The organism is Fictibacillus barbaricus (assembly GCF_014635025.1).
In the GTDB taxonomy this organism is placed as follows: Bacteria; Bacillota; Bacilli; order Bacillales; family Fictibacillaceae; genus Fictibacillus; species Fictibacillus barbaricus.
The window spans coordinates 1,495,953-1,511,655 of the sequence record NZ_BMCE01000001.1; the positions used below are offsets into that span (position 1 = coordinate 1,495,953).

Genomic DNA, 15,703 nt, shown 5'->3' on the forward strand with positions numbered 1-15,703 from the left:
AACTTTTATGTGAGAATTCGGGAGTGTCCTATATGAGTAAAAGAGATTATTACGAAGTACTTGGATTAGATAAGAACGCCTCAAGTGATGAGGTTAAAAAAGCATACCGTAAACTTGCCAGAAAGTATCACCCAGATGTTAATAAAGAGGCAGATGCGGAAACAAAGTTTAAAGAAGTAAAAGATGCTTATGAAACGTTGAGTGACCCTCAAAAGAAAGCTCACTACGATCAGTTCGGCCATACTGATCCTAACCAGGGATTCGGTGGCGGAGGAGCTGATTTTGGAGGCTTCGGCGATATATTCGATATGTTTTTTGGCGGCGGAGGAGGAAGACGAAATCCGAATGCTCCACGTCAAGGGAATGACCTCCAATATGGACTTCGGCTTTCTTTTGAAGAAGCAGTGTTTGGTAAAGAAACAGAAATTCAGATTCCAACGGAAGAAACGTGTGGAACGTGTCATGGTTCGGGTGCGAAGCCTGGAACAAAACCTGAAACATGTTCTCATTGTAACGGCAGCGGCCAGTTGAACGTAGAACAAAATACACCGTTTGGCCGAATTGTTAATCGAAGAGTATGTCACCACTGCAGCGGTAAAGGAAAGATCATAAAAGATAAATGTAATACGTGTCATGGTGCGGGGAAAGTCCGCAAAAACAAGAAGATCTCAGTTAAAGTGCCAGCTGGAGTAGATAATGGTCAGCAAATCCGTATGTCAGGTCATGGGGAACCTGGCATAAACGGCGGACCTGCAGGTGACCTTTATGTGGTGTTCCAAGTAGCCGATCATGAGTTCTTTGAACGTGATGGAGATGATATCCATTGTGAGATGCCTTTAACGTTTGCTCAAGCGGCATTAGGTGATGAGATTGAGGTTCCTACGTTGTACGGCAAAGTTAAGCTGAAGATACCTGCCGGAACACAGACGGGGACACATTTCCGTTTAAGAGGAAAAGGTGTAAAGAACGTACATGGGCGGGGGCAAGGCGACCAGCATATTCAAGTGAAAGTGATAACACCTAAAAACTTAACAGAAAAGCAAAAGCAGCTTCTTCGAGATTTTTCCGAAATCAGCGGCACTCTTCCTGATGAACAGCAGGATGGTTTTTTTGATAAAGTAAAGCGTGCATTCAAAGGTGAGTAAGAAGCATCTAAGGTAGATGGCCTTAAGCAAATAATAAACGGAGTTGATATGATGAAATGGTCAGAAATTAGCATCCACACTACTCAGGAAGCTGTTGAACCAGTATCGAATATTTTACATGAGGCAGGAGCAAGCGGAGTTGTGATCGAGGATGTAGATGACCTCTCAAAAGAGCGCCAATCCGTGTTTGGGGAAATCTATCAGCTTAACCCCTCTGATTATCCTTCAGAAGGTGTTATTTTAAAAGCATACCTTCCTGTTAACAGCTTTTTAGGTGAGACCGTTGAAGAGATCAAACAGGCGGTAACCAATCTTATAAAGTATGATATTGATATCGGAGCGAATACGATTTCAATATCAGAAGTAAACGAAGAAGAATGGGCGACTGCTTGGAAGAAATATTATAAGCCAGTAAAGATCTCATCAAGGATTACGATTACTCCAACGTGGGAAGATTACAAACCCGTTCACTCGGATGAGCTGATTATCGAATTGGATCCGGGTATGGCGTTCGGTACAGGAACGCATCCAACGACTGTGATGAGTTTGCAGGCTATCGAAAAGTATATAAATGAAGGCGACTCTGTCATCGATGTTGGAACGGGCTCAGGTGTTTTAAGTATTGCATCTGCCTTGCTGGGTGCTGAAAAAGTAGAAGCGTATGATCTTGATGAAGTTGCTGTTAACTCTGCGCGCTTGAATGTGAAGCTGAACAAAGTGAATCATAAAGTACATGTAGACCAAAATGATCTCCTTAAAGGAATAGAAGGTCCAATTGATCTCGTTGTAGGAAATCTTTTAGCTGAAATTATTCTATTGTTTGTTGATGATACAGCAAAGGTGCTTAAACCAGGCGGCTATTTTATTACGTCAGGAATAATTCAAGGAAAAAAACGCGATGTGAAAGCTAAGCTAGAAGAACAGGGCTTCACGATTATAGAAATTTTAGAAATGGAAGATTGGGTTGCGATTGTCGCTCAAAATCAGAAATAAGATAGGAAGTGCACTTCATGCAAAGGTACTTTGTTACTTCAGAAGACTGGAGAGGCGACCGAGTTACTATAAGAGACGAGGATGCGAAACACATCTCAAAAGTGATGAGAATGCAGGTTGGGGACAACATAATATGCTGCGATAACAACGGTCGTGCTTCTGTTTGTGAGATCATTGATCTTGGCGCTGGCACAGTTGAAGTACAGGTGATACAGGATGTAGAAATGCATGCTGAGATGCCTGTTAAGGTTACCATTGCACAGGGACTTCCGAAGTCAGATAAACTTGAATTCATCGTTCAAAAAGGAACAGAACTGGGAGCGTCTATCTTTTTTCCGTTTTCTGCTGACCGGTCAGTTGCAAAATGGGATGATAAAAAGGCGGTTAAGAAAAGAGAACGTCTAGAAAAAATAGCAAAAGAAGCAGCAGAACAATCACACAGAAACAAGATTCCGGAAGTATTAACCCCAGGAACTTTTTCGGATTTGCTAAAATTGGCGCAACAGTATAAGATAAAAATCGTTGCATTTGAAGAAGAAGCAAAACAGCAGGAATTAACACGTTTTGCCTCTGCTTTAAATACAGGTACTGAGGGAGATTCCATCCTTTGTGTTATTGGTCCTGAGGGAGGTCTCAGCGAACAAGAAGCAACCTGCCTAAAAGAACATGGATTTCAATTATGTGGGCTAGGTCCTAGAATATTAAGGACAGAAACGGCTCCATTATATATGTTATCTGCTATATCTTATCATTTTGAATTAAAGGGGTGATCAATTTGCCATCCGTAGCATTTCATACATTAGGTTGTAAAGTAAATCACTACGAAACAGAAGCGATCTGGCAGCTGTTTCAAGCAGAAGGTTATGAAAGAACTGACTTTGACAGCACCGCTGATGTTTATGTAATAAACACGTGTACCGTTACGAACACCGGTGATAAAAAAAGCAGACAAGTCATAAGAAGAGCGATCCGTAAAAATCCGGATGCAGTCATTTGTGTAACAGGTTGTTATGCTCAAACATCACCAGCAGAAATTATGGCCATTCCTGGCGTTGATGTAGTAGTTGGAACACAGGATCGTTCAAAGATGCTGTCATATATCCAACAGTACAAAGAAGAACGTATGCCTATTAACGGAGTTTCAAACATCATGAAGGCGCGAGTATATGAAGAGTTAGATGTACCTGCCTTTACAGACCGAACAAGAGCATCATTAAAGATCCAAGAAGGGTGCAATAACTTCTGTACGTTCTGTATCATTCCATGGGCTAGAGGCTTGCTGCGTTCAAGAAAGCCTGAAGATGTGTTAGCTCAGGCACAGCAGCTGGTTGATTCTGGATACAAAGAGATCGTTCTTACTGGAATCCATACAGCGGGTTACGGTGAAGATATAAAGGATTATTCTTTTGCTAAACTTCTTGCTGATCTAGACAAAAATATCACTGGGCTTAAACGTATACGTATTTCTTCTATCGAGGCTAGTCAAATTTCGGACGAAGTGATTGAAGTTATGGGAAAATCGGACAAAATTGTTCCTCATCTTCACATTCCGCTACAGTCTGGATCTAACACGGTCCTTCAAAGAATGAGAAGAAAGTATTCGATGGAGATGTTTGGTGAAAGATTAGACCGTCTTAAAGAGGCACTACCAGGACTTGCGATCACATCAGATGTTATTGTTGGTTTTCCTGGGGAGACAGAAGAAGAGTTTATGGAAACCTATCGTTTCATCGAGAAACACAAGTTTATGGAGCTTCATGTATTTCCTTATTCAAAGCGTACAGGTACTCCAGCTGCCAAGATGGAAAATCAGGTTCCGGAAGAAGTTAAAAACGAACGTGTTCATAAATTAATTGCACTATCCGATCAATTAGCTAAAGAATATGCATCTGACTTCGAAGATGAAGTAGTTGAAGTTATTCCAGAGGAATCATTTAAAGAAGAACCTGGAAATAATTTATTTGTAGGATACACTCCAAATTATCTTAAGGTAGTATTTGAAGGAAATGAAGAGATGATTGGTAAATTGGTAAAAGTGAAAATCACAGAAGCTGGGTATCCTTATAATAAAGGTGTATTTGTAAAACAAGAAATGGAAGAAATCCTGAAGCAAGCTGTTTCAAGCTAACATCCTGGAGTTCACGCCAGGATGTTTTTTGTTTAGTATGGAGAATTGATCTGCAGTAACTCGATTTATGTCGAATTATTTGATATGATTACTAACGGTATTTAATTTTGATTTACGAAAGGGTTTGTTGAAATGAGCGAATTAAACGTTGCAAGAATGATCGACCACACAGCATTAAAAGCAGAAACTACAAAAGAGCAGATTCTAACTCTTTGTGAAGAAGCTAAAAAATATAATTTCTTTTCTGTATGTGTAAATCCTACATGGGTCTATACAGCATTTGAACAACTAAAAGACTCAGATGTTGCCGTTTGTACGGTAATTGGTTTCCCATTAGGAGCAAACACACCTGAAGTAAAGGCGTTTGAAACAAAGAATGCGATCGAAAATGGTGCAACAGAAGTAGATATGGTAATAAACATCGGTGCTTTAAAAGATGGCAACTTTGAGCTTGTTGAACAAGATGTTCGCGCAGTTGTTGAAGCGGCAAAAGGAAAAGCATTAACAAAAGCAATTATTGAGACTTCTCTTTTAACAGACGAAGAAAAAGTAAAAGCTTGCGAAATTGCTGTAAAAGCAGGAATTGACTTCGTTAAAACCTCAACAGGCTTCTCTACTGGTGGAGCGACTGTGGAAGATATTAAGTTAATGCGTAAAACGGTTGGACCTAACATCGGTGTGAAAGCATCAGGTGCAGTTCGTGACCGTGAAACAGCTTTAGCCATGATTGAAGCAGGTGCGACACGTATTGGAGCAAGTGCAGGTATTGCGATTGTTGAAGGCGGAACATCTACTTCAGATTATTAAGCAATAGACAAAAATCTCTCCTGAACCAGCCTGTTCAAATTAAGTTGACCGCATGACGTGGATATATTATAATGGCAAAAGATATGTGACGCATTCTTACGATTCTTGTAAGGGTGGTCTGGAGGGAGGGAAATACAAATGGCAGAAACACGTGTTCGCAAGAACGAATCCATTGATGATGCTCTTCGTCGTTTTAAAAGATCCGTTTCCAAAGATGGAACATTGGCTGAAGTTAAAAAGCGCAAGCATTATGAAAAGCCAAGCGTAAAGCGAAAGAAGAAGGCTGAGGCAGCAAGAAAGCGTAAGTTCTAAGAGAGGTGTAAGATATGAGTCTTCTTGATACATTGAATCAAGACATGAAGCAAGCGATGAAGAATAAAGACAAGCAAAAGCTTTCCGTTATTCGTATGTTGAAGGCATCTCTGCAAAACGAGGCAATCAAACATGGACACGAATTAAATGAGGAAGAAGAGCTCACTGTGCTTGCACGCGAAATGAAACAAAGAAAAGACTCCCTCCAAGAATTCGAAAAAGCGGGCCGCGAAGATTTAGTAGCTGGTCTAAGAGATGAAATTGCTGTTCTTACGCCATATTTACCGAAACAGCTCACAGAAGAAGAACTGCAAGAAATAGTTGCTCAGACCATTTCTGAAACAGGTGCTGCTTCAAAAGCTGACATGGGTAAAGTTATGGGTGCACTTATGCCGAAAGTTAAAGGGAAAGCCGATGGCGGACTCGTTAACCGTATAGTGCAGCAACAATTATCATAATTGAAATGACAAAACGCTCTGTATTTATACAGAGCGTTTTCTTATTTTCATTTTTTGAAACTTTTTTCCATAAATTAACGTAAAATAGAAATGAAGGGGGTGTTTGTTTGTGAAAAGAACCCGATTGCTTATTTATACCCTTTGCCTTTTGTGGGGAATCTATGGATTGTGTTCAACTTCTGAAGTATTTTCAGCAGGTAAAGGAAAGACAGTAGCATTCATACCAGTTGAACATGAAGTCGAGAGAGGTCTGGAAGCTTTTTTAGAACGAAATATTGAAAAAGCAGAAGAAGATGGAACAGACCATGTCGTTCTTGAAATTTACACACCCGGAGGCAGGGTCGACGCCGCATTACATATAGCAAAAATAATGAGGGAAACAGAAATCCCTATCACCGCTTATGTCGTTAAAAATGCTTTTTCGGCTGGTGCGTATATTGCCTTAAACGCAGATCAGATCGTTATGAAACCTTCTACGACTATCGGGTCAGCAGCTGTGATCGACAACCAAGGAAATACGGCAGGACAAAAGGCAGAATCTGCTTGGAAAGCTGAAATGCTTGCAGCGGCAGAGCTTAATGAAAGAGATCCTTTGTATGCTGAAGCTATGGTCGATCCTGATGTTGAGATTCCTGAGCTGGGATTAGAAAAAGGAGAGCTTCTTACATTAACGGCAAGTGAAGCAATAAAAGTAGGGTATGCAGAAAAAATTGCAGAAGACCGGCAGGAACTTTTGGCTCATTTAAACTTAGATGATGCAAAAATAGTGGAATCAGAGCCTACGCTCGCTGATAAGATAGCCCGATTTGTTACGAATCCTGTAGTTGTACCAATCTTGTTATCATTAGGAAGCTTAGGTCTTGTATTGGAACTGTATACACCAGGGTTTGGAATAGCAGGTTCAATTGGAGCGTTATCCCTATTATTATTCTTTTATGGTCATATGATAGCAGGTTTAGCGGGTTGGGAAGCAATCCTATTATTTGGCACTGGATTGGTATTAATCATATTGGAATTATTTTTGCCTGGTGGAATTATAGGCATACTTGGAGTGGTTGCCATGTTGACAGGGCTGATACTAGCAGGTGGTTCACTATCAGGAATTTTGATTGCAATTGCAATAGCGATTGTTGTTACTGTAATTGGATCTTACTTTTTCCTCAGATCTTTTGGATACAATGGTCCATTAAAACGGCTCGTATTATTCGATTCAACGAGTTCCGAAAAAGGGTACCTTTCACATCAGGAACGTACGGATCTGACCGGCAGAGTAGGGATTGCCGCTACTCCCTTAAGGCCTTCAGGCAGTGTGAAACTAGATGATGAATATCTAGATGTAGTTACAGAAGGAACTTATATTGAAAAAGGCAAAACAGTAAAGATCATTAAAGTAAGTGGTGGACGTGTTGTTGTTCGGTCTGTTGAAAAGACGGAAGAAAATATTGATTAAATAGGAGAGTGTTGTGATGTTGGAATTTGGTTCGATCGCAAGTATTGTTATCATTGGGCTAATCGTTATTGCCTTAGCAGTATTATTCACTTTTGTTCCAGTGATGCTTTGGGTCTCTGCATTAGCTGCAGGTGTTAGAGTTGGGATTTTCACATTAGTAGGGATGAGATTAAGAAGAGTTATTCCAAGTCGTGTAGTAAACCCTTTGATTAAAGCCGTAAAAGCTGGATTAGAATTAAGTACAAATCAGCTTGAAAGTCATTACTTAGCGGGAGGGAACGTAGACCGTGTTGTTAATGCATTAATTGCTGCACATCGTGCAAATATTGAACTAAGCTTTGAAAGAGCAGCAGCGATTGATCTTGCAGGGCGTGATGTGCTCGAAGCCGTTCAGATGAGTGTCAACCCAAAAGTTATCGAAACACCTTTTATCGCAGGTGTAGCTCTAGATGGAATCGAAGTTAAAGCAAAAGCAAGAATTACAGTTCGTGCGAATATAGAACGTCTTGTGGGCGGGGCAGGAGAAGAAACAGTAATCGCACGTGTTGGCGAAGGGATTGTAAGTACAATTGGTTCTTCTCAAAATCATAAAAAAGTTCTTGAAAACCCGGATATGATCTCACAGACCGTACTATCGAAAGGATTGGATGCGGGGACTGCATTCGAGATTCTCTCTATTGATATTGCCGACATTGATATCGGTAAGAATATTGGGGCGGAACTTCAGACTGATCAAGCGATGGCTGATAAGAATATCGCACAGGCGAAAGCGGAAGAAAGACGTGCGATGGCCGTTGCGAATGAACAGGAAATGAAAGCAAAAGTTCAAGAAATGAGAGCAAAAGTTGTGGAAGCTGAAGCGGAAGTACCTATGGCTTTAGCAGAAGCGCTCAGATCAGGAAATATGGGTTTTATGGATTATATGAACATGAAGAACATAATGGCAGACACAACCATGCGTGAATCCATCAGTAAATCATCAAATCCTGATAAAGAGAACGATGATAAAGGACGGAAGATGTAACATGAATGTTGTAGAAGCGATTATTGAACTTCTATTTGCGAATATCGCTTTTGTTATTCTTATTGCAGGTGGACTATATAGTTTCTTTAAAAGGTTAAAAGAAACAAAAAATACGGCAAAACCCATCCCTGAGAGGCGTGTTAACAATCAACCGAAACAAACTGTGTCGCCCTTTGGTGTGCCTTCTGCTCCTCCTGAAGCAAAAGAGGCAATAGATAATGCCGCACCTATTCATTCCGAAAAGAAATATGAAAGATCGGGCAACGTGCGCCACGAGAGAATAGCAAATGAAAAAGCTTTATATCGGTATCAGGATAAAGAAGAAGCTATATTAAGTACGTTTAAGGTCGATCAAAAGGAATTGCAAAAAGCAGTTATCTGGTCAGAAATTCTTTCTAAGCCTAAAGCATTGCAGAGGCGATCATAACTAAAGGAAAACAATGAAATAGTGTGATAGTTTACCCCCTACTCTCATAAAAATGGAGAGAGGGGGTTTTTTTATGGGAAAATTGCGGCAGCAAGTTAGCAAATGGATGATGCAGAACCTTGAGCTTCCAGCAGACGTAGTAATGGATCTTCCCCGGATTACGATGATCGGACAACTACACATTTATATAGAAAACCACAGGGGTGTAAAAGCGTTCTCGAATGAGCAGCTTACTCTCAAATTAAAACAGGGGACTCTCGTTATTAAAGGGAGTGAGTTTGTAATTAAAACAATCTTGCCAGAAGAGATTCTGCTTGAAGGGACGATAGCTTCCGTAGACTTTGAAAATGACTAATCGCTTGGATAATAGGGAGGGACAAAATGAAAAGCAAATGGAAAAATGTTAAAGGCTATGTAAGAGTTGAAATTATTGGACAAGAATCCAGCTCGTTTATTAATAAGTGTATACAATCTGGAATACAGATTTGGGATATTCATCCCCTAGATAAAGACCGCGTACTCGTCTCCATTTCTGTTACCGAGGTTCGAAAAGTGAAAACCATCCTAAAAGAAAATAAATTAAAAATCAGGATTAAAGAAAAGAAGGGCACGCCATTTCTTTTAAAAAGAATGTGGAAAAGAAACGGCTTTATCCTCGGTATGCTCTCATTTATTTTTGTCCTTTTTTTACTATCTAATATGATTTGGAATATAAATGTAACAGGCGCAAATCCTAAGACTGAATATGAGTTAAGAAAAGCAGCTGTTGAAATTGGGGTTACAAAAGGAAAGTTCATATTCCTGCTCCCGAATGTGAGAGAGATTCAAAGAGAGTTAACTGAAAAGATGGAGAATGTAACGTGGATCGGAGTTACACAACACGGAACATCTTACCGATTCGAGGTTGTTGAAAAAGAAATACCAGAAACAAAACAGACTACGGGTCCAAGGCATTTGGTGGCGACTAAGCAAGCCGTTATCCATTCCGTATTCGTTGAAAAAGGACAACCCGTCGTAAGGGCTAATGATTACGTTAAAAAGGGCTCATTGTTAGTATCAGGACTCATAGGAAAAGAGAAGAAGCCAGAACTTGTAAGTGCAAAAGGGGAAATATGGGGGGAAGTCTGGTATCAAACAGAAGTTGAAGTCCCTTTAAACACTTCTTTTCAAACCTATACCGGAAAATATAAAAACAGGCATTATGTATCATTATTTGGTCTGGAGCTTCCCGTTTATGGATTTTCTGATGGAGAATTTCAAGATAAAACGGAAACACTAAATGAAACCCCTCTTTATTTAGCAAAATGGAAGATGCCGATCTCTTATATTAAAAAAGAAATTCGGGAAACAGATGGGGTCAAACGTTCTTATACAAAAGCAGAAGCCATTGAAGTTGGAAAACAGATGGCAAAGAAAGAATTAGCAAAAAAAGTGCCTGACGATGCAAAAATTAAAGGCGAAAAAGTTTGGCAACAAAACGTCTCGAATGGTAAAGTTAAAATAACGATGCTCTACCAAGTAATTGAAAATATTGCATCTGAACAACCTATACCTATCCAACAAGGAGAATGAGTAGTTTGTCAGAAACGAAAAGACTTAATTCATTACAACTCGAAAATACAACAGAAGCGGCTTCCCTATTTGGGCCGAACGATGCCTTTTTAAAGGTAATTGAAGACAAGCTTAACGTAAGTATAGTTACCCGTGGAGAGGAAATTTTAGTTTCAGGGCAGCTAGAGAAGGCCGAGATGGTCGAAGAGACGCTATTTGTCTTGCTGAAATTAGTGCGTAAAGGGATAAAGATCTCAGAACGAGACATTGTTTATGCCGTTCAGCTTGCAGAAAAAAATATGCTGGATGAATTAAGTGAGCTATATGAAGAAGAAATTGCCGTAACAGCAAAAGGAAAGCCTATTCGAGTTAAGACTCTCGGCCAAAGGCACTATGTTCAGTCTATGAGAAAACGTGATCTTGTTTTCGGGATAGGACCTGCAGGGACTGGAAAGACATATCTAGCGGTAGTTATGGCTGTTAACGCATTAAAAGAAGGAAAAATGAAAAAGATTGTACTAACTCGTCCTGCCGTTGAAGCTGGTGAAAGCCTTGGATTTCTTCCTGGAGACTTAAAAGAAAAAGTCGATCCATACCTTCGCCCTCTTTATGATGCGCTTCATGATCTATTAGGAGCTGAACATACAGAAAGGCTGATCGAGCGCGGTACCATTGAAATTGCACCATTAGCATACATGAGAGGCCGTACTCTGGATGAAAGTTTTGTTATCTTAGATGAGGCTCAAAATACCACACCGGAACAAATGAAGATGTTCCTGACACGCCTTGGATTCGGTTCAAAGATGGTTATTACAGGTGACCTAACTCAGATCGACCTTCCTCGAGGAAAGGAATCAGGATTAAAAGTGACGGAAAAAAGACTTGAAAGCGTAAAAGGAATCGATTTTATATACTTAAAACAGCTGGATGTAGTACGTCATCCACTTGTTCAGCGAATTATTGAAGCTTATGAAACATACGAAGATTAAGGCCTCCACATATCTGGAGTCCTTTTTTACTTTTGACAAGTACCATATTTGTACAATTTTTGCTAAGATTAGTATAGGATGTACAGTTTAAGGAGTGGTAACGCTTGGCCAATTTAAGGCATCATCTGTCCAATTACTTTCGTTTAAGTGTAGCAACGGTATCCTTTATTCTAATGGGGATTATACTTTTTGCCATATTAGTCAGCAATGTAACCCCAAACGTAGTAGACGTAAACATTTATGAGCGTGCTCCACGGGATATCCAGTCTCCTATTACGATTCCTTTAGAAGATCAAACGGAAGCAAGAAAAAGACTTGCTGAAGAAAGTGTTAAGAACGAATATACCTTTGATAAGGATCTGGCTTTGAATCAAGCTGTAGAATTAGAAAGTCTTATTGATATCATCATAACGATCAACGAATCTGAAAAAAAGAAAAAAGATGATGAAGCCCCGCTTTCTTTTGATCAGAAGGTGGATCAACTGAAAGATTCTATCGATACTTCAGAAATATCAGATGAAACATTTGCTGCTTTGTTTCAAGCAAGTGAAACAGATTTAAATAATGTTAAGAATTTAGGTGCGGGAGTTGTAAATAAGGTTCTAACAAATCCCATCATGGTCGAAGAGGTCGATGGTGCAAGGAATGAAGCTGTACAGCTGATTCGTGAAAACAGTAATTTATCCTATTCTTTAAAAAGTGCAACAGAAGAGATCACTAGAAGTTTTATAATCGCAAACAGAACGCTTGATACTGAAAAAACACGTCAAAAACGTAAAGAAGCAAGTGATAAAGTTGAAGAGGTTGTCATTCGAGAAGGTGAAGTTCTCGTTAAAAGCGGCGCTGTTATCACCCCGGAAATTTATGACAGGCTTAAGAAGGTCGGACTGCTCGATCAGGAAATGAAAATGTATCCCTATTACGGTCTATTCATTTTTGTGATCATTGTTATTGCTGGTTTGTACTACTTTATGAAAGAAGAACGGGAGAAGGAGCATTTTAGAAAGTATGTAACGATCTACGCTCTATTGTTTACCCTTACTCTTGTTGTAATGAAAGTACTAAGTATCAGTACAGAACTTGGTCTATCCAGCCTCATGTACGCTGTTCCTGTAGCTGCGGGTGCCATGATGATCAAGATGCTTTTTAACGAAGAACTTGCGGTAGTTTCAACCATTATATTTGCATTTAGTGCAGCGTTAATTTTTAATGAGCAGACTACAGGGAACTTTAACTTTATTATGAGTTTATACGTTTTATTTAACGGTATAGCAGGAATCGTATTTCTAGGGAAAACCCAGCAGCGTTCTAAAATTCTGCAGGCTGGATTTTTCGTATCCTTTATAGCCATCCTAACAGTAGCGTGCGTGCTTTTATTGCAAAATGGGAAGTTTACTTCCGTGCAAATAGGACTAGATCTTGGATGTGCTGGGATTTCTGGGTTTGTTTCTGCAGTACTGACACTAGGACTTCTGCCTGTAATCGAATCGTCCTTTAATATATTGTCTGTAACCAAACTGATTGAACTGTCTAACCCGAACCATCCTATTTTACGAAAAGTCCTAATGGAAGCTCCAGGTACTTATCATCACAGTATTATGGTTGCCAACCTATCTGAAGCAGCTTGTGAATCTATTGGTGCAAATGGACTTCTTGCCAGGGTAGGTTCGTATTATCATGATGTAGGGAAAACTAAACGACCTCATTTTTTTATCGAGAATCAGATGAATATGGAGAACCCGCATGATAAAATTGCTCCTCAGTTAAGTAAAACGATTATTACAGCACATCCATATGACGGGGCCGATATGCTTAGAGCGGAAAAAATCCCTAAAGAAATCATAGATATTGCAGAACAGCATCATGGCACTACTCTATTGAAATTCTTTTATCATAAAGCCGCCCAGCTTACAGATAAAGAAGTAGCAGAATCAGATTTTCGTTATCCGGGTCCTAAAGCTCAGACAAAAGAGGTTGCTATTATTGGTATTGCAGATGCGGTAGAAGCTGCTGTCCGATCTTTATCGAAACCGACACCAGTAAAAATTGATGGGATCATCCGAAAAATAATTAATGACAGACTAGAAGATGGCCAGTTTGATGAATGTGATATTACACTTAAGGAACTGGATACAGTTGCTAAGACCCTAACAGAAACACTTAAAGGAATATTCCATTCCAGAATCGAGTATCCAGAAGAATCGAAAAAGGTGGAGAGATAATAATGTTACATGTAGAATATTTGAACGAAATCGATGAGAACAGCACAGAATTCCAGGAGCTTTTAACAAAAGTTCTTGAAAAAGCTGCAGAAATGGAAGGAACAGGTCAGGCAGAAGTGTCTGTAACGATTGTAACGAAAGAAAGAATTCAAGAAATTAATAGTGAATACAGACAAAAGGACAGTGTAACGGACGTTATATCTTTTGCTATGGAAGAAATGGGAGAAGATGAGACGGAAATTATTGGTGGAGAAGAAACGAGAATCCTAGGCGACATTATAATCTGTCTTGATGTTGCAAAAGAACAAGCAGAAGAATATGGTCATTCAGTGGACAGAGAAATGGGCTTTCTTGCCGTTCACGGTTTCCTTCATCTGTTAGGTTATGACCACACGAACGAAAGTGATGAAAAGAAGATGTTTGGAAGACAAGAAGAAATCTTGGAGCAATACGGATTGAAGAGATGATTTCATGGAAAAAGCTGTTCTCAAGCTTTATTTTTGCATTTTCAGGAATTGTAACTACGTTTAAAAGTGAACAGAATTTCAGAATTCACACCATGGTGAGTGTAATCGTTATTGGGTTAGCGATTGCACTTGATTTTTCTATTGAAAGATTCATTATTTTACTCATTGTCATAGGTCTTGTCTTATCTTTAGAGCTGGTGAATACAGCTATAGAAAAGACAGTTGACCTGATCACAAAAGAATATCATCCGCTGGCAAAGAAAGCGAAAGATGCTGCTGCAGGTGCAGTTTTGGTTTTTTCAATATTTGCTGTTATAATCGGTATACTGCTCTTTATAGAACCGCTTATAAACAGCATAAATAGTGTGAAGCGATAAATGTTGAGAAGGTGAATGTATAATGAACAAAGAACAGTTGATGGAACAGGCAAAGATAGCTCGTGAAAAGGCATATGTACCGTATTCCAAATTTCAAGTAGGTGCAGCTCTTCTGACGGCTGATGGTAAAGTATATAATGGAGCAAACATTGAAAATGCAGCATACAGTCTAACGTGTTGTGCTGAAAGAACAGCTTTATTTAAAGCGTATACAGAAGGCGATACGAAGTTCAGCGCAATCGCTGTAGTAGCGGATACAAAGCGTCCTGTACCACCCTGTGGAGCATGCCGCCAAGTGATTTCAGAGCTCTGCCCGCCAGAGATGCCCGTTTATTTAACCAATCTTAAAGGTGACGTACAAGAGATCTTAGTAAAAGATCTATTGCCAGGTGCTTTTTCACCGGAGGATTTAAATGAATAAAGAAAGTTACAAATCAGGGTTTGTAACCATCATCGGAAGACCGAATGTGGGAAAATCCACACTGCTAAATCAAGTAATCGGCCAGAAGATTGCAATTATGAGCGACAAGCCGCAAACAACAAGAAATAAAATTCAAGCAGTTTATACAACAGATGAAGCACAGGTTATTTTTATCGATACTCCGGGAATTCATAAACCTAAGCATAAATTAGGGGACTTTATGACGAGAACCGCTCAGCAGACTTTAAACGAAGTAGATCTTATCCTATTCGTAATTAATGCTGAAGAAGGCTACGGGCGTGGTGATCAATTTATCATCGACAGACTGCAGCATGTAAAGAATCCTGTTTTCCTTGTTATTAATAAAATCGATAAAGTTCACCCTGATCAATTATTGCCGCTGATCGATATGTATCGAAATAAGTTAGAAGTAGCAGAAGTTGTGCCTATCTCAGCATTAAAGGGAAACAACATTGATACGCTTCTAAATCAAATCGTTTCTTATATGGAGGAAGGACCCCAATTCTATCCTGAGGATCAGGTTACAGACCATCCAGAGCGATTTATTACCGCAGAACTTATTCGGGAAAAAGTCCTTCATCTGACACGCGAAGAGATTCCACATTCAGTGGCTGTTATCATCGAAGAGATGAAAGAGCGTGAACAAAAGGACGTTGTCTTTGTTAATGCAACGATCATCGTTGAGCGTTCTTCACAAAAAGGAATAATCATTGGTAAACAAGGAAAGATGCTGAAGGAGATCGGTAAGAGAGCAAGAGCTGATATCGAAACCTTGTTAGGGTCTCGTGTCTTTTTGGAATTGTATGTAAAGGTTCAAGAGGATTGGAGAAACCGTCAGAAACAGCTTGTTGAATTTGGTTTTAATGAAGACGAATATTAATAGTAAAAAACTGTTAAATTTTCCTTCACAT

Annotated in this window: 18 protein-coding genes; all 18 read left to right on the forward strand. The window is 39.5% G+C overall.

Annotation, left to right across the window (positions count from 1 at the left end; translation table 11 throughout):
- Positions 1-32 precede the first annotated feature (32 nt).
- The 18 genes from dnaJ (at position 33) to era (ending at position 15,672) form a co-directional block, all read left to right on the forward strand.
- Positions 33-1,145 carry a molecular chaperone DnaJ gene (dnaJ, locus tag IEV52_RS07305; protein ID WP_188401805.1) on the forward strand — a complete coding sequence of 371 codons (1,113 nt, stop codon included), beginning with the start codon at positions 33-35 and terminating at the stop codon, positions 1,143-1,145.
- Between the two features lie 51 nt (positions 1,146-1,196).
- On the forward strand, positions 1,197-2,138 hold the full coding sequence (gene prmA / locus IEV52_RS07310) for a 50S ribosomal protein L11 methyltransferase (RefSeq protein WP_188401806.1): 942 nt from the start codon (positions 1,197-1,199) through the stop codon (positions 2,136-2,138).
- A 17-nt stretch (positions 2,139-2,155) separates the two neighbouring features.
- Positions 2,156-2,908, forward strand: coding sequence for a 16S rRNA (uracil(1498)-N(3))-methyltransferase (locus IEV52_RS07315; RefSeq protein ID WP_188401807.1), 753 nt, complete (start codon positions 2,156-2,158; stop codon positions 2,906-2,908).
- A 5-nt stretch (positions 2,909-2,913) separates the two neighbouring features.
- Positions 2,914-4,266: a tRNA (N(6)-L-threonylcarbamoyladenosine(37)-C(2))-methylthiotransferase MtaB gene (gene mtaB, locus IEV52_RS07320; protein ID WP_188401808.1), complete on the forward strand. Its 1,353-nt coding sequence runs from the start codon at positions 2,914-2,916 to the stop codon at positions 4,264-4,266.
- A 132-nt stretch (positions 4,267-4,398) separates the two neighbouring features.
- Positions 4,399-5,073 (forward strand): deoxyribose-phosphate aldolase, encoded by a 675-nt coding sequence (deoC, locus tag IEV52_RS07325; RefSeq protein ID WP_188401809.1) that lies wholly within the window; start codon positions 4,399-4,401, stop codon positions 5,071-5,073.
- Positions 5,074-5,211: 138 nt separating this feature from the next.
- On the forward strand, positions 5,212-5,385 hold the full coding sequence (rpsU, locus tag IEV52_RS07330) for a 30S ribosomal protein S21 (RefSeq protein WP_007202240.1): 174 nt from the start codon (positions 5,212-5,214) through the stop codon (positions 5,383-5,385).
- A gap of 14 nt (positions 5,386-5,399) precedes the next feature.
- Positions 5,400-5,843, forward strand: a complete 444-nt coding sequence (locus IEV52_RS07335) for a GatB/YqeY domain-containing protein (RefSeq protein WP_188401810.1) — start codon at positions 5,400-5,402, stop codon at positions 5,841-5,843.
- Positions 5,844-5,946: 103 nt separating this feature from the next.
- Positions 5,947-7,293: an NfeD family protein gene (locus IEV52_RS07340; RefSeq protein ID WP_373869401.1), complete on the forward strand. Its 1,347-nt coding sequence runs from the start codon at positions 5,947-5,949 to the stop codon at positions 7,291-7,293.
- Positions 7,294-7,309: 16 nt separating this feature from the next.
- On the forward strand, positions 7,310-8,317 hold the full coding sequence (gene floA, locus IEV52_RS07345; protein ID WP_188401812.1) for a flotillin-like protein FloA: 1,008 nt from the start codon (positions 7,310-7,312) through the stop codon (positions 8,315-8,317).
- 1 nt (position 8,318) lies between these two features.
- A complete protein-coding gene (locus IEV52_RS07350; protein ID WP_188401813.1) occupies positions 8,319-8,744 on the forward strand; it encodes a hypothetical protein in 426 nt (141 codons plus the stop codon).
- 73 nt (positions 8,745-8,817) lie between these two features.
- The gene (gene yqfC / locus IEV52_RS07355; RefSeq protein ID WP_188401814.1) at positions 8,818-9,099 is read left to right on the forward strand and encodes a sporulation protein YqfC; all 282 of its coding nucleotides are present in this window, start codon (positions 8,818-8,820) and stop codon (positions 9,097-9,099) included.
- Positions 9,100-9,125: 26 nt separating this feature from the next.
- Positions 9,126-10,316, forward strand: a complete 1,191-nt coding sequence (yqfD, locus tag IEV52_RS07360) for a sporulation protein YqfD (protein WP_188401815.1) — start codon at positions 9,126-9,128, stop codon at positions 10,314-10,316.
- A gap of 5 nt (positions 10,317-10,321) precedes the next feature.
- Complete coding sequence (locus IEV52_RS07365) at positions 10,322-11,284, forward strand: PhoH family protein (protein ID WP_188401816.1); 963 nt, start codon at positions 10,322-10,324, stop codon at positions 11,282-11,284.
- Between the two features lie 104 nt (positions 11,285-11,388).
- On the forward strand, positions 11,389-13,506 hold the full coding sequence (locus tag IEV52_RS07370; RefSeq protein ID WP_188401817.1) for an HD family phosphohydrolase: 2,118 nt from the start codon (positions 11,389-11,391) through the stop codon (positions 13,504-13,506).
- A gap of 2 nt (positions 13,507-13,508) precedes the next feature.
- Complete coding sequence (gene ybeY / locus IEV52_RS07375; protein WP_240460874.1) at positions 13,509-13,973, forward strand: rRNA maturation RNase YbeY; 465 nt, start codon at positions 13,509-13,511, stop codon at positions 13,971-13,973.
- Entirely contained in the window at positions 13,970-14,350 is a 381-nt protein-coding gene (locus tag IEV52_RS07380; protein ID WP_188401818.1) for a diacylglycerol kinase family protein, read from the forward strand. Before ybeY ends, IEV52_RS07380 begins: the two co-directional genes overlap by 4 nt.
- A gap of 22 nt (positions 14,351-14,372) precedes the next feature.
- A complete protein-coding gene (locus tag IEV52_RS07385) occupies positions 14,373-14,771 on the forward strand; it encodes a cytidine deaminase (RefSeq protein WP_188401819.1) in 399 nt (132 codons plus the stop codon).
- Positions 14,764-15,672, forward strand: coding sequence for a GTPase Era (era, locus tag IEV52_RS07390; RefSeq protein WP_188401820.1), 909 nt, complete (start codon positions 14,764-14,766; stop codon positions 15,670-15,672). The genes IEV52_RS07385 and era overlap by 8 nt, the downstream gene beginning before the upstream one ends.
- Positions 15,673-15,703: the final 31 nt, after the last annotated feature.